The sequence below is a fragment of the Myxococcus sp. MH1 genome (genome assembly GCF_059738865.1).
This window is the reverse complement of record NZ_AP026947.1, coordinates 7,666,419-7,689,279: the sequence shown is the minus strand read 5'-3', so window position 1 is coordinate 7,689,279 and position 22,861 is coordinate 7,666,419. Positions and strand designations below refer to the sequence as shown.

The following is a 22,861-nucleotide window of genomic DNA, read 5'->3' as shown; positions in this document are numbered from 1 at the left end:
GCGTCCCTCTCAGGTGGCGAACGTCAGCGTGAACACCATGCCGGGCTCCGCGCTGCCCTCGGCGGCCACGTCTCCCCCTTGCCCCATCATCACCCGGCGCAGGGCCGCCAGCGACAGGCCCGCCCCTCGGGCCAGCCGCGAGCCGAAGGGCTCGAACAGGGTGCCGCTCTCCTCGGGAGGCAGGGCGGCGGCGGGGTCCTTGAGCACCATGAGCACGCGGCCCGGTCCGCCCCGCTTCAGGGCGACCTCCACCGGGCTGTCCTCGGGGCGGCCCATGGCCACGTTGAGCAGCACCTGCGCCAGCACGGGCCGCAGCCGGTTGGGGTCCACGCGCACGCGCGGCAGCTCCGCCTCCTCGTCCACGCGCACCTCGATGCGCCGCTCGGCCAATTCCAGCGCGACCATGCCCTGGGCCTCCTGGAGCACCGAGCGCAGCGCGTGCGCGTCCAGGTTGGGCGTGGTGTCGCGGCCGTACTCGGACAGGAGCCACAGCATGCGCTCCATGGTGCGGATCTCCCGGTTGGCGATGGTCAGCCGCCGCTTGTCCCGGTCCGACAGCGCGGTGTTCCGCGCGAGCGTCTGCACCGCCATCTTCACCGAGGACAGGGGGTTGCGGATCTCATGGCTGAGCGACGAGGACAGCCGGGAGATCTGCACCGGCGGCGCGCCCTCCAGCAGCACGTTGAGGTCCTGGACGCACGCGCAGGCCTCGCCGTCCTCCTGACCCAGCGTGAGCCTCAAGGGCGTGGCGTCCTCGCCGCCCAGGTGCGCGGAGACGAACTCCACGGCGCGGCGGTCCTCACGCGCGACGCGGTCCAACTCGCGGGCGCGCTCCTGGGAGATGCCCAGGGCCACGTGGAGCGGGCGGTCCACGAGTGACTCGGCGGGGTGGTGGAGTATGGCGGCGCAGTCTCCCTGCGCGCGGGTCACCCGCAGGCCTGGAGACCAGGCGAGCAATGCGGCTTGCAGGAGGTGGGCGTTCATTGGTGGGTCCCGAACATAACGAGTAAGGTTCCGCGCTGTCCCCTTATGTCCCTCATCGCGCGTTTCCCGAAGAACCTTGTGTCGGCCCTCCTCTTCCTGTCGGGAGGCACCGCGCTGGTCTACGAGCTGGTCTGGTCCAAGTATCTCGGGAACGTCCTGGGCAACAGTGGTCAGGCGCATGCCGTGGTGCTCGCCACCTTCATGGGCGGCCTGGCGCTGGGTGCATCTGTCTTCGGGCGGACAGCGGACCGGGTGAAGAGCCCGCTGGCCCTCTACGGCGTGCTGGAGCTGGGCGTGGCGCTGTACGCGCTGGCCTTCCCCTACGTCCTCGACGCCCTGGGGGCCCTGTGGCTGGCGGTGGCGCCCAGCGTGCCGGACGGGTGGCGGGTGGGGCCCCGGCTGCTGGTGGCCGCGCTGTCCCTGGTGGTGCCCACGCTGCTGATGGGCGGCACGCTGCCGGCGCTGGTTCGTCATTTCGCGGACAGTCTGTCGGGGGTGCAGCGGGAGCTGGCGCGGCTGTACGCGGTCAACAGCCTGGGCGCGGCGCTGGGCGTGTTCATCGCGGGCACCAGGCTGGTGCCGGTGCTGGGGCTGTCGGCCTCCGCCAAGCTGGCGGCAGGGCTGAACATCCTGTTGGCGGTGGCGGCGCTGCTGCTCGCGCGCAGGCACCCTCCGGCGCTCGCGCCCGGACAGGCGGCGCCGGTGGCTGAAGGGGCCCAGGACGTGGCCTATCCCCGCGTGGCGGTGCGCGCGGCGCTGGTGGGCGTGCTGCTGTCGGGCTTCACGTCCATGCTCTACCAGGTGACGTGGATCCGCCTCTTGTCCATCGTCCTGGGCGCGTCCACGTACGCGTTCACGCTCATCCTGACGGCGTTCATCCTGGGCATCGGCCTGGGCAGCTTCTGGCTGATGACGCGGGCACAGAAGGTGGACTCGCTGCGCGTGTACGGCTTCACGCAGGTCGCGCTGGTGGCGAGCCTCTGCGTCGCGCTGCCCCTGTACGTGCGGCTGCCGCACCTGTTCCGCTCGGCGCAGTGGATGATGACGCGCTCGGTGGACACCTGGCCCTTGTTCCAGTTGCTCACGTTCGGCTTCTGCTGCCTCGTGCTCCTGGTGCCCACGTTCTTCATGGGCGCGGCCTTCCCGGCGGCGGCGCGTGTGGCGACGGCGAAGGTGTCCGAGGTGGGGCGCGAGCTGGGGAGCGTGTACCTGTGGAACACGGTGGGCACCATCACCGGCTCGGCACTGGGCGGGCTGGTGCTGATGCCGTGGTGGGGCATGGAGGGCAACTTCGTGGCGGGCGTGGTGGCGAACCTCGCCGCCGCGGCGCTGGCCTTCCACGCGCTGTCGGGCCGTCCGCAGAGCCCCGTGCGCGCGCTGTGGCCGGTGGGCGCGGCGGCGCTGTTGGCCGTGGTGGTGCTGGGCAGCATGAGCGGCTGGTCCGTGCGGCTGTCGGGCATCGCCTCCATCCGCTCGCACCAGAAGCCGCCGGACAGCTACGCGAAGCTGGTGGCGGACACGGAGAAGAACTTCCAGCCCGTGTTCTACCGGGACGACACCTTCGCGACGGTGCTGGTGGCCGACTACCCGAAGGACCACCTGCGCTTCATGAAGCTCAACGGCAAGATTGACGCCTCCAACGGCAGCGACGTGGAGACGCAGGTGATGGCCGGCCACCTGGGCGCGCTGCTCCACGCGCGCGAGCCGAAGAACGTGCTCCTGGTGGGCGCGGGCGCGGCGATTACGGCGGGCAGCGTGCTGGCGCATCCGGTGGAGCGGCTGGACATGGTGGAGATCGCCCCGGCGGTCATCGACGCCGCGCGCCTGTTCAAGGATGACAACCGCAACGCGGTGGATGACCCGCGCACGCGCGTGCACATCGACGACGCCAAGACGTTCATGGCGCTGGCGGACCGCAAGTACGACCTGGTCGTGAGCGTGCCCTCCAACCCGTGGGTGGCGGGTGTGTCGGGCCTGTTCACGCGGGACTTCTTCCAGACGGTGGACCGGCACCTCACCGACGACGGCGTGCTGGTGCAGTGGATCCACACCTACGAGAGCAACGACGAGCTCATCCGGCTGGTGGTCCGCACCATGCGCGACACCTTCCCGCACGCCACCACGTGGCTGGGGCCGCAGGACCTGGTCATGGTCGCGAGCCGCAAGCCGCTGGCCCTCGACGTCGAGCGGCTGGCCCGGCGCATGGCGCTGCCCGAGGTGCGCAAGGACCTGGAGCGGGTGGGGCTCACGGACGTGTTCTCGCTGCTGTCCAAGCAGGTGCACAGCGAGGAGGGGCAGCTCGCCTTCGCGGGCCCGGGGCCCATCAACACGGACGACCACAACCTGCTCGAGTACGCCTCGCCCATCGCCTTCTTCGTGGCGAACCTGGATGTGCGCGTGAAGGACGAGCGGCGCTCCCCGGACGGAAGCTCACGGCTGTTCATCGAGGACTACCTGCGCCAGCACCCGCCCACCTCCGAGCAGGCGGAGCGGCTCTACCGGAACATGGAGCGCTACCACGCCGCGAATGACCCCCTGGTCCGGGGCGTGGCCTCGCTGTGGCGACAGGTGGCGCCCGACAGCCGCGGGGCCGCCGTGGCCCTGGCCCGCGCCGCCCTGGCGCAGAAGGACTTGTCGCTGGCCGCCTCCCTCCTGGAGCCCGAGGTGCGAAAAGGTGGGCGTGAGCCGGAGCTGATCGCCGCGTACCTGAAGCTCGTGGCCGAGCAGGCCTGGGCCACGCGCACGGTCTGGACGCCGGTGGATGCCCGGGAGGCGCTCGCCCTGGGACGGCAGGCCGCCGCCGAGCACCCCCAGGACGAGGAGCTGTCACGGGCGGTGCGGAACCTGTGCGATGCTCTCCCTGCCTCCGCGTGCACCCGGGATTCTCCGCCCGTTGCGGCCCCGGTCGGCCCCTGAGCGGGCCTCCAATTCTCAAGAAGTGAGCTATTCGCCCGGAATCACAGGAGATTGTCCCCATCCTCCCGATGACGGATGGAGGTGCAGGTGGGATCTCCTTTAGGGTGCGTTTCAACCCCGAGTAACAGGGTGTCTTTCCCGTCTGAACCCCAGGAGACTTCCATGAAGGCGATCTCGAAGAAGAACCAGCTCCGCAAGGCTCGTGGTCAGGGCATGACCGAGTACATCATCATCGTTGCCCTCATCGCGATCGCCGCCATCGGCGTTGTGACGCTGTTCGGTGACAACATCCGCAAGCTGTTCGGCGCCTCCGCGGCCGCCCTCGCCGGCAACTCCGACGTGGACAACGACGGTCAGTCGTCCAACGTCGCGCTGAACAAGAAGACGATGAAGGACTTCGGCAAGAACAACGCCTACTGAGTCCCTCGGGTCTCGTGAGGAGTTGCCTCGCGGCGCTTCCTCCGAATCATGTGGCGGGTGTCCTCCTCACGGAGGGCCCCGCCATGTTTCTTTGTGCGCTTCAGGCTCGGCTGCGGTGCGAGGGGCCTGACGACGCTGACGTCCAGGATGCCCTCCTTGAGCGAGCCCATCTCGGTTGAGTCCGCCACGCTGCGACGTCGGGTGGTGTTGTACCGGACGCTGTCGCTGGTGCTGACGGTGTTCCTGGTGGCGGTGCTGTTCGCGGTGAAGCGCGCGATGACGGTGCCCGAGGACCCGGAGGTCGAGGTCTTCGACGTGCCCGCCGTCTTCGAGTCGCTGGCGAAGAAGAACCCCGACGCGGCGGACATCTCGGACACGTTCTTCTTCGCCGACGGCGCGACGGTGCACCTGCACGTCATGGGGCGAGGGCAGGCGTGCCCGCTGCACATCCACCGTCGCACGCATGAGGCCACGGTCATCGTCGCGGGTCAGGCGGAGGTGCAGCAGATCTGGGGGCAGGATGGTGCGCTGACGGAGCGACGCGGGACGCATCCGCCCGGGGACTTGATTGCCTCCGAGCCTTTCACCGGACACGCGTGGTTCAACCGCGCGGAGGACCAGATGCTGGGCAACCTGGTGTTCGCCGCGCCGCGCTTCGATGGGAATCTCTACATCGACGCGGAGGACGCGCGGATGCAGCGGGGGCCGGAGCCCTTCACGTTCACTCCATTGCAGGCGCTCGCGGAACTGGCCGAGGCGGGCGGGGAGGAGGCCATCGTGAAGCTGCCCGCGTTGGAGGGGCGGATGTCCAGCGTGGTGCTCGCGCGGGGGGCGCATTCGCTGGAGGCGACACGGGCGGAGCCGGTCATCGTCTACGTGGCGGAGGGCTCGGGTGTCCTCACCGCGGACGAGGAGAAGCCCGTGAAGGTGGGGCAGTTGTGGGTGCTGCGTCGGGGCGCCTCGGTGCGCGTGACGGAGGGCTCGCCGCTGATGCTCTACGTCTTCCGCCCGCCGATGGACGCTCCCGCGAGCGTGGCGCGCGGCGATTGAGGCAGGAGCTTGCGAGTCCCCGCGGCGGGAGGTGGGACGGCCGTGAGGGGCGCGGTGGAGGGCGCATCACTGCCTCTCGACCTCTGGCGAAGATTCTGGTGAGCGAGGCGCGCGGCGACTGAAGCAGGGGCTTGTGAGTCCCCGTGGCGAGGGCTGCGACGCCCGCGCCAGCAGGACCGCTGAGAGAGCCACCTCGGTGCGCGACGGAGGGCACGCGCTGATGCGGATGTCTTCCGCCCGCTCATGGACGCGTCCTCGACTGACCCGGGGCCGCGCTCCGCCTCGGTGGCTTGCGGAGGAGCAGCCGTGTGCTTCGTGCACGCCCGGGGTTGACCCTCACGCGACGTGAGGCCTTAGTCATCTCATCCGAGGTGGAGAGAGATGGCCCTTACAGTCAGCCAGGTGGCCCGTCTGGCGAAGATCAGCGTCCGGGCGTTGCATCACTATGACGACCTGGGCCTGTTGAGTCCCTCGGGGCGCAGCGAGGCGGGTTACCGGCTGTACACGCAGGTGGACCTGCGGCGGCTGCAGCAGGTGCTCTTCTTCCGGGAGCTCGGCTTCGCGCTGGAGGAGATCCGCCGCATCCTGGGCGACCCTCACTTCGACCTCCGCGCGGCCTTGCTCATGCAGCGGCAACTGCTGTCCGAGCGGGCCTCGCGACTGGACGCTCTCCGGCGCACGGTGGACCAGGCGCTGGAGGCACTCGAGCAGGGGAAGCACATGGACAACGAGAAGATGTTCGAGGCGTTTGGGGAATTCGACCCGTCGAAGTACGAGGAGGAGGTGAAGGAGCGCTGGGGCGACACCGAGGCGTACCGGGAGTCGTCTCGACGGACCTCGCGCTACAAGAAGGAGGACTGGAGCGCCATCAAGGCGGAGCAGGACGGCCTCCTCGGGTCGCTCGCGAGGCAGCTCGAAGCGGGGCGCGCGGCGACGGACCCCGAGGTGCTGGCGCTCGCGGAGGCGTATCGCCAGTTCATCTCGAAGTGGTTCTACCCATGCTCCCACGTGATGCAGCGAGGGCTCGGGGAGATGTACGTGGGGGACTCGCGCTTCACGGAGAACCTGGACGGCGTGAAGCCGGGGCTCGCGCGGTACCTGCGAGATGCCTTCGTGGCGAACGCGGAGCGGCACGGGGTGACGTCGTGAGTCACGTCACGCGCGGCGTCTCGCCCTGAGCCACACGAAGCCGAGCCCCGCCCAGCCGAGCAGTGACAGGGCGAGGCCCAGGCGGAAGCTCGTGGGTGCGTAGTCGAAGTGGACGCGGTGGGCGCCGGGAGTCAGGCGCACGGCGCGCAGGGCGTGGTTGGCACGGTGGATGGGTGTGTCCTTCCCGTCCACCGTCGCGCGCCACCCGGGGTAGTAGCTGTCCGAGACGACGAGGTAGCTGTCGTCACACGCGCTGACGGCGAGCTCCAGGTGTTGAGCGGTGCTCTTCTCGATTCGCACGGAGCCTCCCGCGCACTCGGGCTGGTCCAGTGGCTCGCCGGTGGCGAGGAAGGCGATCTCCCGGAAGGGGTGGTCCTCGTCGAGGACAGCCTCCAGTGCCTCTTCGTCGGAGACGACGCGGGCACGCTGGACCAGGAACGCGCGAGGCAGCGCGGTGCGCGAGCGCGACAGCGTGGTGCCGTCCTCGGCCTGGTGGAGCAGCTCGAGGTCCTCGAAGGGGGGCGGCCCCTTGCGGATGTAGTGCGTGACGCCCGCGAGGTCGTATGCGCCGCGCTCTCCCGCGAGGTGGAAGACGTCTGAGCGCAGCGGCTCGGGGGCACCGTAGCCTTCGAGGGCAGGGAGGCGTTCCTCGACGAAGCGATTGGGGATGAGGCGGTCGAGGCTGCGCTCGATGGTGTTGGTGATGCCCACGCGCGTCGGGTCCTCGGGTCCTTCGATGTCCGCGCTGATGCGTCCCTGGAAGGGCTCGGGCAGGAAGGCGCGCAGGGAGAAGGGCTGTTTCAAGGCCTCCCAGGGCGTGTAGCGGGGAACGCCGAGCAACGAGTGCGCGGCCGCGAGCTCCAGCACGGCGAGCGCCGCGAGTCCGTGTCGCACGCGGCGCGGTCGGGCGAAGGACCACGGCAGCAGGAGCACTGTGACGACGGCGAGCCCGAGCGCGAAGGGCACCCAAGGGGCGCCTGCTTCAGCGGAGGCGCGCATGGGGAGCATGCGGACCAAGGGGCCACTCGCGGCGATGGCGGCGCCCATGAGGACGAAGGCCACGGCGGCCTTCACGCGTGAGGGAGGCAGCTTTCGTGCGAGCCGGCCCAGCGCATCCAGTCCGAAGGCCGCGAGCACGGAGAGGCAGAAGGCGGTGCCGACGAAGTACTTCGCGGGATAGCGGAAGAGGGAGAACGGCGGCACGGACTGGAGGACCCAGGCCGCGGGAGGGAAGTGCCGACCCAGGCTCAGGAGCACCAGGGCGAGCGCGCCGATGAGGAAGGGGCGAGCGCGCCGGGGACCGTGGAGCCCACCAACGATGGCGAGCGTGCAGGGCAGGGTGCCGAGGAACAGGTTGAGGATGAACCACTGGTCCTTGCCCCAGTACCTGTCACGAGGCCAGTCCGCGAGCGGCCACACCGACGAGAGGACCTGCGGCCACGACACAGACCACGCGAGCTGCTCCGACCAGCCACCCTGCGCGCGCAGCGAGTTGAGCGCGAACTCGGTCGTGGGCAGCAGGACCACGGAGGCGAGGATGGCGGAGAGGATGAAGCCACCCGCGATGGCCGCCACGGCACGAATTCGGGAGCGGGCTCCGCTCAGCGAGGCCCGTGATGAACGGGGCTCGGCGGTGATGACGTGGAGCGCCTGCTCCGGCTCGGCAGTGGTGCTGGAGGCGACGTGGGACTCACTGTCGAGGGCGGAAGCGACCTGCGAAGAGCCCGTGGGGCGAGGCGTTGTGATGGGAGGGTGAGCGGAGGCCTGTTGCGCGACCTGCGCCGAGGCGTCGCGGGATACCACGACAGCGTGAGGTGTTCCCGAATCGCCAGGGCGCGCGACCTGTCCGGTGGCTCCAGGTGTCCTCGTCGCACCGACGAACCCAGCCACGAGCACCGCGATGATTCCCTGCCACAGCGTGGTCTCCGGCGAGCCGGCGAACAGGGACAGGGTGGAGAAGATGGCGAGGCGGGTCAGCGGTCCGCGCCCGGGCTGGAGCGCGAGGTCATACGCGGCCAGGAGGATGAACCCACTCCAGGCCGCGGCATCCACGACGTTCTGCTGGATGCCCAGGTCCGTCATCATCGGCGACAGGCCGAACATGGCGCCCGCGACGAGCGACGCGGGCCACGAGGCGCGCAGCCTCTTCGCGAGCAGGAACACGCCCACCGCCGCGAGCGCCGCGTGAGCGATGTGCATCACCGTCATCGAGATGATGTGCCCGGAGACGAGCACGGCCACCCAGCGCGGCGGGTAGAACACCTGCGAGTAGAGTGTCGCGGCGAACGGCTGCCCCAGCCGCATGTACGGTGTCCACAGGGGCAGTTCCCCCGTGCGCAGGGACTCGAGCAGGAACGCGGAGTCGGGGAAGAAGATGCGGAACACGTCGCGGCCCGCGAGCAGCTCGCCGCGCAGCACGGGGCTGTAGTCGAACGCGAGCATCGCCACGAGCCCGACGACGGCGAGCGCGACCTTGCGTCCCTCGAGTCTCCGCGTCGTCATGGGTGGCCCGTCGCGGTGGGACGCTCGCGAATCCACAGGACGTAGTTGCCGTCCCGAGCCTCCTCTCGCCAGCCCCCGAGCACACGGAGGTTGTCGAGCAGGATGTTCCCCGGGTTCTCGATGTCCCAGAGCAGGTAGTCCGGGTCATAGCGAGCCAGCGCGTCCTCCCAGCCGGGCTCACCCCAGACGAGCTTGTCGTAGTCCTCGTGGATGGACATGGGGAACGGATCATTCCGGCTGTCGATGAACACCTTGTAGTCGGCGCCCGCGAAGAACGAGATGGGTCCGCCGATGACGAAGGGGTTGAGCACCTTGCCCGGCGGGTGCTTGCGCAGCGCCTCGAACACGGGGATTGGGATGACGGAGCGCTTCACGCCCTGGTCGAAGGGCAGCGGGTGCTGGGCGTGAATCACGACGAGCCCCAGCAGCGCGAGCGTGGGCCAGAGTCCGCCACCGGCCCTGGCGCTCCACCCGGCCGTCCACGCATCCACCCGACCCCAGAATCGCTTCCATGCACCGACCGCCGTGTCCGTGGTCTCGCCCGCGACACGCGTCAGCGCCGCATGCTCCAGCAGGGCGAGCGCGAGCAGCACGGCCGCGAAGGGAGCGTGTCGCTGGACCTTGATGGCGGCGAGCCCCAGCACGAAGGCGGGCAGCAGGATGGCCACCTTGCGGACGCGGGACTGGCCGACAGCGAAGCAGGCCGCGCCGCCGAGCGCGAGATAGGCCCAGCTCGACGCGAGGTCGAGGTTGAGGGGGCGCCACTCGACGATGGTCTGCGTGGAGGCGAGGAGTGAGTGGTGGATGGGGTACAGGTAGATGTTGATGCCATCGGGCCCCAGGCCCGCGGCGAGGAACGCGGCCACGCTGAAGCCGACGGCCTTCAGTGTGCGCCGGAGCGACTCCGGGGTGCGCTCGTCGAGGTACTGGCCCACGGCGGTGGAGCCGAGGAGCGCGGGCCCGAGCAACCAACTGCCGTGAACGTTGGCCCAGATGGCGCCGAGGAAGGGGAAGACCCAGAGGATGCGGTCATTGCCCGCGCGCCACGACTGGATGGCGAGGACCGCGAGGGTGAAGAGCAGGTGGCCCAGGTGGTACGGCCGCTCCTGGGGCCAGGTGGGGCCGTAGACGACGAGCAGGGCGGCGAGCGTGGCGACGGCCAGCAGGCCGCGTCGACCCGAGGCGGCGCGCTCGAGAACCTTCCACAGGAGCATGAGGTTGAGCGCGACGAGCCCCGCGACGAGCAGTGCGGGACCCGCGGCGCCGAGCAGGCGGATGAGGCCGACGCAGAGCACGCCGAAGCCCCACTCGTGAGGCACCCAGCCCGCGGTCCCCGTGACGCTGAAGGGGTCCACGCGGGTGAAGCCGTTCTTCAGGACGAACTGGCCCCCGGCGAGGTGGAAGAAGAGGTCGAAGTTCTTGAGCGGCGACATCCCGAGCCGCACGGTGAGCACCAGTGCCGCCAGAGCCGCCGGTCCTGGGAGGAGGAGGGACCGCGTTCTCATGTGGGCCGCAGCCTACAGTGCTCCCGGGCCTCCTGCGAAGGCGCGCTCACCGTGGACGGCCCAGCTCAGGCCGCCTGGAGGCAGATTTTAGGTGCTCAGCGGCCGTCGGTGGGGGGCTCTTCCAGCTCTGCCGCAGTGTCTCGACCTGCCAGGTGCAGTCTGAACAAAGGGCCGGGCCCGCGTGTCCGCAGAGCACGCAACCGGATGAGGCGGTAGCCGGGACCACCAGGCCCGGGCTCAGGCACTCGGAGCACACTGTCGCCCTGGGGCCGATGACGAACCTGGGCACGCTCACATGTTGATGACACAGGTCGCATGTCAGGGCGTGGTTGCTCGGAAACATTCGAGTCAGGAGCACGGCCCCACAGTCGCGAGGCACAATTCCTCTCCATTCCCAGAGGCCGGTCGCTTCGAGAAATCGTTGTAGCCGAGCCGTCCTCTCTCTCATGCAGAGGAGGGTCAGTGCCACATTGCAGCGCTCCTCGGCAGGAGCCCCTCGTTCGATGGCGCGCAGGATGGTTTCGAGCTCCTCGTCACTCATGCGGGGCTCGTACGCTGTGAGGATCCCATCTACGGCGCCTATCCGTCCTTCCGCCATGCATTGCCAGAGATAGGGGATGAGGTCGTCTGGCGGGTGCTTCAAGTCCACCAGTGCCTGCACAGCCCGATTCTCAATCACCGGGGAGCGCGTCGTCGCGCGAATGCGCCGCCAGACCTGGACCTGCAGGAGGCTGGGGTAACGAGAGAGTGCCCCGGAGTCCGCGAGGCCCTCCTCCGAGTTGAAGAAGGAGTCGACCGCTTCGGCGGGCGCCTGCCTGGCTTGCCGCAGGAGTCTGACGACGGCTCCGGGGCGCGAGACGATTCTCAGCAGTTTTCGCAAAGCCTGCTCTCCTCGCGTTGGCCAGCGTCCGCCGAGCAAATCACAGTCAGAAAGACGCCTCGATGCATACGTGACGGGCCCTCCGAGGAGCTCGCGGGCCCTGCACCGAGTTGCCCGCGTCTGGCAAGTCCCCATATCGGCCCCAGGATTCCCCGACTTGTCCTGCTCCCCCCTCGGGGAAGCCGTGCTATGACAGATGCCGGACATGGAAGGTCGCCTGCTGCTGAAGAACTGCGCTGTGTTCCGAGCGGACGGTCGGGTCCGCCGTGGCATGGCCGTGGTGGTCGAAGGTGGCGTCATCCGTCGCGTCGCTCCCGACGCCCAGGTACCGGTGCTGCCGGGTGACTGGGAGGTCGCCTGTCGCGGACGCCTCGTCGCTCCGGGCCTGGTCGACAGCCACTCGCACCTCGTCAACGGGCAGCTGTTGCCGCCCAATGGCCAGTTCCTCCTCCTGCCGCCTCGCGAGCGACTGGAGCGCATGCGCCGCGTGGCCCGCCTCGTCTCCTCCGAGGACGTGGAGGCCCTCACGCGCTTCGCCGCCGCGCGGGCCCTTCGTGACGGCGTCACCCTCGTCGTCGAGCACCTCGCCTGCTCTGATGTCGCCGGTGGTCTCGCCGCCCAGGCCCGCGCCTCCGAGAGTGTCGGCCTGCGCCTTGTCACCAGCCATGCCACGCACAGCATGGACGGCGCCTCCCAAGCGGACGCGTGGCTCGACGCCAACGCGGACTTCGCCCGTCGTCATGCGAAGCACCGCATGGTGCGCGGTGCGCTCGGCTTCCACGCCTCGTACACCTGCGAGGACTCACTCCTGTCGCGCATCTCCCGCCTGAGCGCGGAGCTCGACGTCCCCACCGTCTTCCACCTCGCCGAGAACGAGGACGACCTCAGCACCACCTACGCACGACATGGTCAGCGCGTGGTGCCCCGCCTCGACTCGCTCGGGCTGCTCGGCCCTCGCGCCATCGCCGGCTATGCCCGCGCCCTGGACAGTGCCGAGGCCACCCGCCTGGAGCAGACCGAGACCTTCGTGTCCCTCGCGGCGCGGGGCGTGCGCACCCTCGAGCGTGGCACGGACCCGATGGAGGCCATCCTCCTTCGCCTGCACCTGCTCGGCCTGGGCACTGGCGGCCACGGGACTCTCCAGGACGAGCTGCTCGCGGCCCTCGTCGGTGTGCTGCGCATCTCCCGTGCGGGTCACCTGCCAGACGTGGACAGCACGCTCGCGCACCTGCTCGTCAGCGGGCCCGCGGAGCTGTGTACGCGCCTGTTCGGTCTGCCCTCGGGCACCGTCGAGGAGGGCAGCCTCGCCGACCTCGTCGTCTACGACTCGATTCCCGCCGCGGACCCCGAGACGGGCTACTCGCCCTATCTCATCGGACAGCTCGCCCGCTCTCCCGTCGCCTGGACCATCGTCGATGGCCGCGTCCGTGTGCGTGAAGGACAGCTGCTCGGCACCGACTACGTGGACCTGTCCCTCGCCGCCACCGAGGCGCTCGAGCGCGTCTGGTCTCGCGCGCGACTGGGAAGCTGATACAGGGAGGGCCCATGCCCACCATCGTGGACACCCTGCGGACCGCGCAGGCCCGGCGCGGCCCCCTGCTCGACGACCCTCGCACCACCGCCTTCCGCGTCCTCAATGGCGAGGCGGACGGCGTCCCCGACGTCACCGTCGACCGCTTCGGCGGGCTGTACGTCGTCAGCCTCTACCGCGACCTCTCCGCCTCGGAAGAAGAGTCCCTCCTCGACGCCGCGATGGCCGCGTGGGCTCCGACGAGCCTCTATCTCAAGCGTCGCCCCCGGGAGGCCCGTGTCCTCGCCAACGTGGCGAAGGAGACGCTCGCACCGGAGAGCGCCGCGCGCGGTGAGCCCATCGAGTCCCTCACGGCGCTCGAGAACGGCCTGTCCTTCCTCATCCGCCCCGGACAGGGCCTCTCCGTCGGCCTGTACCTGGACATGCGCGACACCCGCGCGTGGCTCCTGAACGAGGCGCGCGGCCTCACCGTGCTCAACCTCTTCTCTTACACCTGCGCGTTCGGCGTCGTCGCCACCGCGGCCGGCGCGAAGCGGGCGCTCAACGTGGACGCGAGCCGCCGCGTGCTCGAATGGGGCGAGGAGAACGCGCGCCTCAACGGACAGTCCGCGGACCGCTATGACTACGTGGCCGGGGACGTCTTCGACTGGCTCAAGCGATTGGCGAAGAAGGGCGAGACGTTCGACCTCGTCATCGCGGACCCTCCGTCCTTCTCCAACACGAAGGAGGCCCGCTTCTCCGCGGCGCGCGACTACGCCCGGCTGGCCGAGGCCGCCGCTCGCGTCGTCGCTCCCGGAGGCCGGCTGGTCGCCTGCTGCAACCATGCGGGCCTGCCCCTGAAGCGCTTCGAGACGATGGTGGCCGAGGGCATCTCCCTGGCCGGGCGACAGGGGAGGGGGCTGGGCTCGACGGGGCCTTCTTCCCTCGACTTCCCGAGCCCTCCTGGCCAGGAGCCGGCCTTGAAGGTCCACGTCGTCCAACTTCGTTAGCGCGAGGTGCCCTGGCGCGGGTTAAGGTGCAGGGTCCATGTCTCCCGCCGCACCGCAGCAGCGCGAAACCGGTCGCTTCGGCAAGTACCGGCTCATCGACCGCATCGCCGTTGGAGGGATGGCGGAGATCTTCCTCGCGCACCAGGAAGGTGAGGACGGACGCGAGTCGCCCGTCGTCATCAAGCGCATCCGCCCGCACCTGTCCAAGCACGCGGCCTTCGTGAAGATGTTCCTCAACGAGGCCCGGCTCGCCGCCCAGCTCAACCACCCCAACGTCGTGCAGATCCACGACCTGGGCAAAATCGCGGAGAGCTACTTCATCGCCATGGAGTACGTGGCCGGCCGCGACATGCGCCGCGTCGTCCCCAAGGCGGAGGCGCTCGGCATCCCCTTCCCGCTGGTCTACGCGGTGAAGATCGCCTCCTGCGTCTGCGCGGGCCTGCACCACGCGCACACGAAGGTGGACCTCTACGACAACCCGCTCAACATCGTTCACAGGGACGTGTCGCCGGAGAACATCGTCGTCGCCTTCGACGGCTCGGTGAAGATCCTCGACTTCGGCATCGCCAAGGCGGCCAACCAGGTCAGCCAGACGCGCACGGGCGAAATCAAGGGCAAGCTCAGCTACATGAGCCCCGAGCAGTGTCTGGGCAAGGCGCTGGACTGCCGCAGCGACGTGTTCTCGCTCGGCGTCGTGCTCTACGAATGGCTCACGGGCTTCAAGCTCTTCACGGGCGAGTCCGAGGTCGCCGTGATGCGCAGCATCACCGAGGGGAAGATCTACGCGCCCTCGTACTTCCGCGAGGATCTGCCCGAGCGCGTCGAGGTCATCCTGATGAAGGCGCTCGAGAGGGATCGCGAGCGCCGCTATCAGACGGCGGCGGAGATGCAGAAGGACCTGGACGCGTTCCTGGATGCGTACGACTTCACGCCCACGCCGCTGCATCTGGCCAACTTCATCAAGCAGCTCTTCGAGGAGGAGCTCCAGGAGGAGCAGCGCCGCCAGCGCGCGCGCCAGGCCACCGCGCCCACCTCCGAGGAGGCGCTGGAGCTGTCCGAGGTCGTCGGCGCGCTCGACACCGCTCCGCCGCCCGTGTCCGAGCCTTCCCCCGCCGTCACCGCACCCCTGACGATTCCGCCGGGAATCGCCGCGCTCGCGCCCGGTGGTCCCGAGGAGCGCACCGAGCCACGCATGCTGGCCGTGCCGCTCACCGTGGAGCAGTTGGAGGCGCTGGAGACCGTGGCCCGTCGCAACAACGTGCAGCCGGGCCGCATGGTGGCCGAGCTCCTCGAGTCCTGGCTCAAGTACCGCTGACATGCCTCGGCTGAAGCTGACGCTCGAATACGAGGGCACGCGGTACGTGGGTTGGCAGGTGCAACCCAATGGCCGCTCCCTCCAGGCCGTGCTCGAGGAGTCCCTGGGCCGCCTGCTCGGAGAACAGGTGTCCGTGCGCTCCGCCGGGCGCACCGATTCGGGCGTGCACGCGACGGGGCAGGTCATCTGCTTCGACACCGAGCGCGCGCTGCCGCTGAAGGCCTATGTGCAGGGCCTCAACAGCTTGTTGCCGGAGGACGTCGCGGTGGTGAGCGCGGTGGAGGCCCCGGATGGGTTCGACCCGAGGCGCTGGTCCCGGGGCAAGCGTTACCGTTACCGGGTGAACAATCGCCGCACGCGCTCGCCGCTCTTGCGCACGACGCACTGGGAGGTGTTCGCGCCGCTGGACGTGGAGGCGATGCGGAGGGCGTCGGCGCACCTGTTGGGCCGGCATGACTACTCCGCGTTCCGGGCGTCGGACTGCCAGGCCAAACACGCAGTCCGCGAGGTGCGCCGGCTGTCCGTCGAGGGCGAGCCGGGTGGGGCCATCAGCTTCGTGGTGGAGGGGACGGCCTTCCTGAAGCACATGGTCCGAAACCTCGTCGGGACGCTGGTGGAGGTGGGCAAGGGCCGTCGGTCCGAGGCGTGGGTGGCCGAGGTGCTGGCCTCTCGGGACCGGAAGAAGGCCGGGCCCACGGCGCCTCCCCAGGGGCTGGTGCTGGAGGAGGTCTTCTACGCGGACGGCCCGCCTCCTCGCTCACCGGGGGGCGAGGCGGACGCGGACGAGGACGAGGGCTGAAGTGGAGTAGGCTGCCGGCCGTGAGCCCCAAGACCAGTGCCCTCGAGCCGTTGCGTGTTCGAATCCGCCGTTTCCAGTTCATCGTGGGACTGGGTTTCATCGCGCTGGTCGCGGGCTCGACGCTGAGCGTGTCGCTGACGCTGCGGCTGAGCCAGCGGGTGCAGTCGCTGTCCTTCGGGCCGCTCAAGATTTTCATCGCGGTGCTGCTGGAGAACCTGTGGGTGCTCGCGGTGCTGCCGGCGCTCTGCTACGGCGCGGGTCGGGTGATGGAGCTGCGGCCGTGGAAGACGGCGGCGGGCGCGGCGGTGTCCGGCGCCACCTTCGTCCTCGCGCTGGGCTTCGTGCAGGGCGGTGCGGATGCGCTGTGGCTGGGCGGTCTGGGCTCGGTGCTGAACGTCTTCGCCTTCGCGGGCGGCGTGGTGCTCAGCGCCCGTGCGCTGAAGCTCGGCCGGGACGCGGCGGCGAAGCAGACGGAGAAGACGCAGGCGAAGTCCGAGGCCCGCAAGTCCGAGTACGACGAGTTCCTCCGCGCGGCGGAGCAGGGGGGCGCCCGACTGGAGCAGCGCGAGGCCCAGGTGGCCTCCGGCACCGCGACGGCGGCGACGCCTTCTCTCGAGGGCACTCCAGCCGCGGAGGTCTCCTCGGCGGTGGCGCCTGTCTCCGCCTCGGAAGCGGCTGCTGTGGTGCCAGCCCCGAGCGCGGTGGAGACCCTGGGGGCCTCGACGACGAGTGCTACGACAGCAGGGCCCCTCGGTGAGGCGCTCCCCGGGCAGGTGATTCGCCTGCCCGAGCAGTCCCTGACCGCCCAGGCACCGGAGGCTCCGGAGTCACCGAAGCCTCCCGTGCCCTGACGTACTTCACGTCCCGACGGCGCTCGTGGGCGTCGACGGTGCGGCGGGCGAGGAGGTGTGGGCCTCGGCGGCGTCGGCCTGGGCGATGCGCTCGTCCAGCTCCGCGGTGAGCCTCGCGAAGGCCTCCTTGCCGATGGTCGCCGACTGGTACGCCTTGAGCAGCGACTCCTTCTCGACGATGAGCACGCGGCGGATGGCCTCCTGGTGCTCCTCCTCGTGGAAGCGCATCGACTGCTGCTTGAGCTGCGCCAGCTCCGCCTCCATCACGCGCTCCTTCTCCTGGTAGTCCTTCTCGACCTGGCTCACCACGTCGCCGGGAATCTCCCGCGAGCGACGCATCGCCTCGAGCGCGGCCATCGCCGCGTGGATGGCACCCAGTCGACCGCGCGCCAGCTCGTACTGCTCCTGGTACTCGTCCTTGAGGCCCGTGATGCGCAGCTTGCGCAACAGCGGCGCCATGGTGAGGCCCTGGAACACGATGGAGAGCACCACCACGCCGAACGTCATGTTCACGAGCAGCTCGCGGTGCGCGAAGTCCGCCGGAAGGCTGAGCACCAGCACCATGGAGATGGCGCCGCGCAGGCCGGCCCACGTGAGCACCGCGCTCCAGGACCACGGCATGCGCTCCGACGTGAGCTTCAGGATGGCGGACACGCCGTACACCACCACCGCGCGGCCCGCGATGACCGCGAAGTAGGCCGCCAGAATCGGCTTCCACGACGCGAGCAGCGAGGTGAGGTTCACCTCCAGGCCGATGAGCAGGAACACCACCGAGTTGAGCGCGAAGGACCAGTACTCCCAGAAGCTCTCCACCGCGACGCGCGTGGTGGGGCTCATACCCTCGTGCGTGGCCCAGTTGCCGCACAGCATGCCGGCCACCACCGTCGCGATGACGCCCGAGTAGTGGAAGTTCTCCGCGATGACGAACGAGCCGTACGCCGCGATGACGGTGCAGGTGATCTCCACCATCGCGTCATCCACCTTCTTGATGACCCGCGCGGCCACGTAGCCCACCGCGCTGCCCACCACCATGCCCATGCCGGCGACCTTGATGAAGTCCATCACCGCGCCGCCCACCGTGAACTGGCCGCCCATCGCCACCGCCACCACCAGCGTGAACAGCACCACGGCGGTGCCGTCGTTCAGCAGGCTCTCACCCTCCACCAGGATGAGCAGCCGCTTGGGTGCGCCCAGCGACTTGAACAGGCCCACCACCGCAATCGGGTCCGTGGAGACGATGACCGACGCGAACACCATCGCCGGAATCATCCCGAACCCCGTCACCACGTTCATCCCCTCCACCCAGTGCGACAGGATGAACGCCGTCAGGCCCGCCGACGCCGCCACGCCCGGAATCGCCATGGCGTGGATGGTCAGCTTGTTCTTCCAGAACTTGCGGAACTCGAGGTGGAACGCCGCCTCGAACAAGAGGCCCGGCAGGATGATGGCGAAGAGCAGCTCCTTGGTGAGGTGCGGTGGCTCGAACAGATGCACCGCGCCCAACGACAACCCCGCCACCACCAGGGCCACCGTGTAGGGAATCTTGAAATACCGCGCCGCGATGGCCACCGCGGTCGCGACTGCGAAGATGAGGACGAAGGCCAATTCGAAATGCATCGTTCCTTGCCTGGTTTGACGTCAAAACTTCAAAGGAACGGACCATAACCCAGATGCCCCGCGTGGCGGGGCACCCAGGTGCAGATGGCGTGGCGGGTGCCTGTCTACCCGGTCCCCAGCAGGGGCTCGAAGAGGGCGTGAGGGTCCAGCCCCGGAGGCAGGCCGGAGACGCCGCCGTCGTTCACCTCGATGACGGCCCAGCCGCCGTCCTGGAGCATGGCGACGTCGAGGGTGAAGAAGGGTGAGTCGATGCGGCGTCCCAGCGGCTCGAAGGATGAGAAGTCGGGGACCTCGACGTCGAACTCATGCTGAGGCTCGGCGGCGAGCAGGCGGCCGTGGCCGAAGAAGAGGCGGAACTCCAGGTGGGCGGGGCCGGTGGGCGTGCGGCCGTAGACCTTGAGGGGCAGGTACTTGCGCACGACGAGCCCCCGCTCGAAGCGCTCGCCGCGCTCCTCCACGAGGTTCTCGCACGTGCGCGAGAAGTCCTCGAGCGTGGCGCCGGCGGGCACGTGGCAGGCCTCCTCCCAGCGCTCCTTCGCGGACTTCACGTGGTCCTTGAGAATCCACGGCGGAGGGCCGAGCACGCGGGCCGCTTCGCTCCAGGCCTCGCGGGCCACCGTGCCCTCCGTCCAGATGGAGCGCGCGGTGTAGCGCGCGAGGCGCGGGTACCAGAGGGGCAGGTACAGCGCGGCGGCGTACTGCGTGGGCGTGGTGGTGAGCCGGTGGCCGCGCTCGGAGAGGGCCTCGTCGAGCGAGGTGTACTCCTCCTCGGTGAGCATCCAGCCCCGGTAGAGCAGGCGCAGGGGGCCTTGGTGCGGCACCGCCTCGAGCGCCAGCTCGACGTTGCCGTTGAGCAGCGCGGCCAGGTCCACCTGGTACGTGTCGAACCCCAGGGCCTCCGCGGCCTCGGCTTCCACGTCGAAGGTGTCGTGCTGGGAGGGATTGCGACCGAACAGCAGGGCGCGTGCAATGCGAGCCATGGCTAGTTCCCTCCCTGTCGCTTCGAGTCGTCCTCCGCGGCCCCGAGGTCGAGGCTGGCCAGCAGCCCTTCGGGAATCCGTCCGCCGAAGAGGATGTCCAGCGCGTGGCGCGGGGTGGGGGACTCGAGCGGACCCTCGCAGCGGCTGCAAGAGAGGGTCTCACCGACGCAGCGCTCGCACCAGAAGCGCCGGCAGGAGGGGCAGTGTCGGTAGTGGGTGGCGAAGTGCTCCGGCTGGGCCGCGGCCACGGGATTTCCCGCGGGGTCCACCGAGAGCGAGATGACGCGAGGACAGCCTCCAGCACATTCAGCGATGGGCATGCGCGGCCTTTCGTCGAGAGCAGGGAGCAAGGGCGCAACCCGGACGCGGGCACATGGAGTGCCTGACGTGCTGGCGGAAGATTCTCACGCGCGAGCGCACGCACGACTTTCGACGAAGGCTGGAGGCTTCCACGTACGCGACTGCGTGGCACGGTGACTCCTGACAAGCGGCCCGCAACAGCGCCCGCAGCAGCGGGAGGTGGATGTCGCCGTGTCCCCAGGTTCAATGGTCCGCGCGCGCGTGCGGCGTGACAGTGGCACCGGGTCGACCGCGGGCCTCGGGTCCACCCGAAACCCCATTCCTGGAGCATGCATGAGCACGCTGACGCGTCGTCTGGGTGTCTGGCTGTCGAAGAGTCTGTTCTGTGCGGCGCTGGTGGCGCCCGCGGGCGCGGTACTCGCCGCGGAGCCGGTGAGCGTCATCTGTGAGCTGGGGACCTCCACGCGGACGTTCTCCCCCGCGGCGACGATGACGCCCCGGGACATCGACGTGACGACCTCATCGACCTTCAGCAACTGCCTGACGGTGCTGGGACAGGTCGTCCTCAACGGCAACGTGACGACGGGGCCCTATGAGCGCACCGGGCTGACGTGCTCGAACCCGCTGGCCACGGGGGCCGGTGAGGCCACCATCACCTGGAACACCGGGGAGTTCTCCCGGTTCGACTACACGTCCGTCGACGTCAGCGTCGCGGGCCTGACGACGGTGGTGACGTATGCCGGGACGGTGCTGCACGGGAAGTACTACGGCGCCACCGCGACCTGGACCATCGCCTACACGACGGCGCTGTTGAACCTGGCGTGCATGAACCCCGCGGGCGTGTCCTCGCTGGGCGGCGTCGCCCAGCTCACCATCACCCGCGTGCTCTGAGTCGTGAGACCGCCGCGCCCGCCACCGGAAGGATTCGGGGCGGGCGCGGGCACTGTCACGGGTAGCAGGCCGCCTGGCGCAGGCCGGTGTCCTCGGGCAGGCCCAGGGACACGTTGAAGTTCTGCACGGCCTGGCCGGCCATGCCCTTCACCAGGTTGTCCAGCGCGGCCATGACGGCGACCGAGCGGCCCTTCGTCGCGACGGAGATGTCGCAGAAGTTGCTGCCGGTGACGGCGGCGATGCGCGGGGTGCCCTCGACGATGCGCACGAACTTCGAGCCCTCGTAATAGCGGCGGAACTTGTCCGTCAGCGACTGCGTCACCACCGCGCCGCCGTGCTCGGGCCACTCGAACTGCACGGTGGCGAAGATGCCGCGCACCATGGGCGCCGAGTGCGGCACGAAGGCCAACCGGTGGCGCTGCGCGCCGTGGGCCACCAGCATGACCTCCACCTCCGCCTCGTGCTGGTGCTCGAGCGGCTTGTACGCGCGGAAGTCGTGCGCGCGGGTGGGGTGGTGCGTGCCCTCGCCCGGCAGCGAGCCGGAGCCGGACGAGCCCGTCACGCCCGACACGGCCAAGAGGCCCAGCCCCGGCGTGGACGCGATGGGCAGCAGGGCCAGCTGCACCGCGGTGGCGAAGCAGCCCGGGTTGGCGATGCGCTTGGCGCCCTTGAGCGCCTCGCGCTTCCACTCGGTGAGGCCGTACGTGAAGGTGCCCAGCAGGTCCGGCGCGGGGTGGGGCTTGCCGTAGGCGCCCGCGTAGCGGCCCGGGTGGTCCAGGCGGAAGTCAGAGGACAGGTCCACCAGCAGCACGCGCTCGGCGAGGCCGACCTCGGCCCACTTCTTCTCCAGGCCGAGGAACTGGGTGGCCAGCTCCCCGTGGCCCAGCGCACTGAAGACGACGGGCTGCTGCGAGTCGGCCAGCCAGCGCCAGTCCGGCTCCGCCTCGAACTTCGCGTCCACCAGTCCGCGCAGGTGCGGGTGCACCTTGTGGATGGGCTCACCGGCGTGGTGCCGGGACACCACGCGGATGCCCGCCACCGCCGGGTGGCCGGAGAGAATCCGCAAGAGCTCGCCGCCGCCGAAGCCGGAGGCGCCCAGGATGTAGATATGTGCCCGCGTCATGACTTCCTCCCCACGCCCAGCTTCGGCGTGAGCTTCTCCAGGATGAGACCACCCAGCGCCGCCGCGTCCGCGCGGGCGTTGCGCGCCGGAACCCCGACGACCTGCTCCACGAAGCGCACGCCCACCGCGTTGTCCGTCGCCGGCCCCGCCAGCACGTCCACCTCGATGCCGTACGTCTCCTTCAGATGCCGCACGCCGCCGGCCGCGCCCACCGGGTCGTTCGCGCACATCACCCACGCGCCCGCCAGGCCCTTGAGCTCCGGGTCCGCGAGAATCGCCTGCACGCCGTACTCACCCATGATGCCGTCGCCCGTCTCCGCGACGATGACGTCCACGTCCGCCGACGCCAGCTCGCTGAACAGCACCCGCGCCACCCGCGCCGCCGTGCGAGGCCCCGTGCACACGATGCCCGCGTCCGTGAAGTCCATCACCACGTCCGCGCCGGAGTCCTGCATGCTCAGCGTGTCGCGCATCAGCGACACCCCCGTGAGCTTCGCGCCGCCCACGCGGTAGCCCGCCTGCGCGAGCTTGCGCACCATGGCGCTGGCCGCGTACGTCTTGCCCGCGTTCATGCACGTGCCCACCACGTAGACGACGGGGCACTTCACCATCGTCCCCGTGCCCTTGAGCGCGCCCGAGGAGATGTGCGCCGGCTGCCCGTTGCGCGACAACAGCTCCGGGAACTCCAGCACCTGGCCCAGCACCTCCGCCTCGAAGGGCATGCCCACGCCGGGGTTGTGCGAGGTGCACTTGCCGATGACGCCGCCCATGTTCAGCACATGCAGCCGCTGGCCCACGGTGACGGACTCCGGCACCACGCCCTCGTAGCCGTGCAGCGCGTTGCGGTGCCCCAGGGCGCCCACCATGATGTCGCCCGCGTGCAGCGTCACGAGCCGGCCGTGGCAGTCCTCCAGCTGGTTGTAGACGCTCTTCTCGCCGTGGATGCGCACGGCGACGACGGCGCCCTCCTCGGCCTTCACCTCGGGCGTCAGGTGCACCGTGCGCCCCAGGCCCAGGTTGCGGGTGACGCTACCGACCTTGTCGACGAAGACCTTCATG

At 69.7% G+C, this 22,861-nt stretch carries 18 protein-coding genes; 10 read left to right on the top strand and 8 right to left on the bottom strand.

The genetic code is table 11. The annotated features are described in order from the left end of the window. Positions 1–9: 9 nt before the first annotated feature. Complete coding sequence (locus AC6JA9_RS30090) at positions 10–873, bottom strand: sensor histidine kinase (RefSeq protein ID WP_483578373.1); 864 nt, start codon at positions 871–873, stop codon at positions 10–12. A gap of 189 nt (positions 874–1,062) precedes the next feature. On the opposite strand from AC6JA9_RS30090, the gene AC6JA9_RS30085 reads away from it, so the two are divergent. The 4 genes from AC6JA9_RS30085 (at position 1,063) to AC6JA9_RS30070 (ending at position 6,519) form a co-directional block, all read left to right on the top strand. Then, the gene (locus tag AC6JA9_RS30085) at positions 1,063–3,900 is read left to right on the top strand and encodes a fused MFS/spermidine synthase (protein WP_223783987.1); all 2,838 of its coding nucleotides are present in this window, start codon (positions 1,063–1,065) and stop codon (positions 3,898–3,900) included. Between the two features lie 162 nt (positions 3,901–4,062). Then, the gene (locus AC6JA9_RS30080; protein ID WP_046715176.1) at positions 4,063–4,320 is read left to right on the top strand and encodes a hypothetical protein; all 258 of its coding nucleotides are present in this window, start codon (positions 4,063–4,065) and stop codon (positions 4,318–4,320) included. A gap of 156 nt (positions 4,321–4,476) precedes the next feature. Then, positions 4,477–5,370 (top strand): hypothetical protein, encoded by an 894-nt coding sequence (locus tag AC6JA9_RS30075; RefSeq protein WP_483578372.1) that lies wholly within the window; start codon positions 4,477–4,479, stop codon positions 5,368–5,370. A gap of 381 nt (positions 5,371–5,751) precedes the next feature. Next, positions 5,752–6,519 carry a MerR family transcriptional regulator gene (locus AC6JA9_RS30070; RefSeq protein WP_497958218.1) on the top strand — a complete coding sequence of 256 codons (768 nt, stop codon included), beginning with the start codon at positions 5,752–5,754 and terminating at the stop codon, positions 6,517–6,519. Positions 6,520–6,525: 6 nt separating this feature from the next. Here the strand turns inward: AC6JA9_RS30070 and AC6JA9_RS30065 are convergent, their stop codons facing one another. Then, positions 6,526–9,021 carry a YfhO family protein gene (locus AC6JA9_RS30065; protein WP_497958217.1) on the bottom strand — a complete coding sequence of 832 codons (2,496 nt, stop codon included), beginning with the start codon at positions 9,019–9,021 and terminating at the stop codon, positions 6,526–6,528. Beyond that, positions 9,018–10,526: a hypothetical protein gene (locus AC6JA9_RS30060; RefSeq protein ID WP_267700144.1), complete on the bottom strand. Its 1,509-nt coding sequence runs from the start codon at positions 10,524–10,526 to the stop codon at positions 9,018–9,020. Before AC6JA9_RS30060 ends, AC6JA9_RS30065 begins: the two co-directional genes overlap by 4 nt. Before the next feature lie 1,085 nt (positions 10,527–11,611). Here AC6JA9_RS30060 and AC6JA9_RS30055 point away from each other — a divergent pair. Genes AC6JA9_RS30055 through AC6JA9_RS30035 form a run of 5 tightly spaced genes read left to right on the top strand, consistent with a single transcriptional unit; the run spans position 11,612 to position 16,891 of the window. Beyond that, positions 11,612–12,937 (top strand): amidohydrolase family protein, encoded by a 1,326-nt coding sequence (locus AC6JA9_RS30055; RefSeq protein WP_483578368.1) that lies wholly within the window; start codon positions 11,612–11,614, stop codon positions 12,935–12,937. A gap of 14 nt (positions 12,938–12,951) precedes the next feature. Next, complete coding sequence (locus AC6JA9_RS30050; RefSeq protein WP_497958216.1) at positions 12,952–13,926, top strand: class I SAM-dependent rRNA methyltransferase; 975 nt, start codon at positions 12,952–12,954, stop codon at positions 13,924–13,926. Positions 13,927–13,963: 37 nt separating this feature from the next. Next, complete coding sequence (locus tag AC6JA9_RS30045; protein ID WP_408889725.1) at positions 13,964–15,241, top strand: serine/threonine protein kinase; 1,278 nt, start codon at positions 13,964–13,966, stop codon at positions 15,239–15,241. A 1-nt stretch (position 15,242) separates the two neighbouring features. Further along, complete coding sequence (truA, locus tag AC6JA9_RS30040) at positions 15,243–16,040, top strand: tRNA pseudouridine(38-40) synthase TruA (RefSeq protein WP_497958215.1); 798 nt, start codon at positions 15,243–15,245, stop codon at positions 16,038–16,040. Between the two features lie 20 nt (positions 16,041–16,060). Continuing rightward, positions 16,061–16,891 (top strand): hypothetical protein, encoded by an 831-nt coding sequence (locus tag AC6JA9_RS30035; RefSeq protein ID WP_223745525.1) that lies wholly within the window; start codon positions 16,061–16,063, stop codon positions 16,889–16,891. A gap of 6 nt (positions 16,892–16,897) precedes the next feature. On the opposite strand, the gene AC6JA9_RS30030 is transcribed toward AC6JA9_RS30035, so the two are convergent. The 3 genes from AC6JA9_RS30030 to AC6JA9_RS30020 form a co-directional block, all read right to left on the bottom strand. Then, on the bottom strand, positions 16,898–18,508 hold the full coding sequence (locus tag AC6JA9_RS30030) for a Na+/H+ antiporter (protein ID WP_223745526.1): 1,611 nt from the start codon (positions 18,506–18,508) through the stop codon (positions 16,898–16,900). 104 nt (positions 18,509–18,612) lie between these two features. Next, complete coding sequence (locus tag AC6JA9_RS30025) at positions 18,613–19,488, bottom strand: ATP-grasp domain-containing protein (RefSeq protein WP_223784000.1); 876 nt, start codon at positions 19,486–19,488, stop codon at positions 18,613–18,615. Positions 19,489–19,490: 2 nt separating this feature from the next. Next, positions 19,491–19,808, bottom strand: coding sequence for a hypothetical protein (locus AC6JA9_RS30020; protein WP_497958214.1), 318 nt, complete (start codon positions 19,806–19,808; stop codon positions 19,491–19,493). 313 nt (positions 19,809–20,121) lie between these two features. On the opposite strand from AC6JA9_RS30020, the gene AC6JA9_RS30015 reads away from it, so the two are divergent. Next, entirely contained in the window at positions 20,122–20,679 is a 558-nt protein-coding gene (locus tag AC6JA9_RS30015; protein ID WP_141323714.1) for a hypothetical protein, read from the top strand. A gap of 55 nt (positions 20,680–20,734) precedes the next feature. On the opposite strand, the gene argC is transcribed toward AC6JA9_RS30015, so the two are convergent. Together argC and AC6JA9_RS30005 are read right to left on the bottom strand one after the other, a co-directional pair. Continuing rightward, positions 20,735–21,802, bottom strand: coding sequence for an N-acetyl-gamma-glutamyl-phosphate reductase (argC, locus tag AC6JA9_RS30010; RefSeq protein WP_046715162.1), 1,068 nt, complete (start codon positions 21,800–21,802; stop codon positions 20,735–20,737). Further along, entirely contained in the window at positions 21,799–22,860 is a 1,062-nt protein-coding gene (locus tag AC6JA9_RS30005; protein ID WP_223784002.1) for a hypothetical protein, read from the bottom strand. The genes argC and AC6JA9_RS30005 overlap by 4 nt, the downstream gene beginning before the upstream one ends. Between the last annotated feature and the right edge of the window lies 1 nt (position 22,861).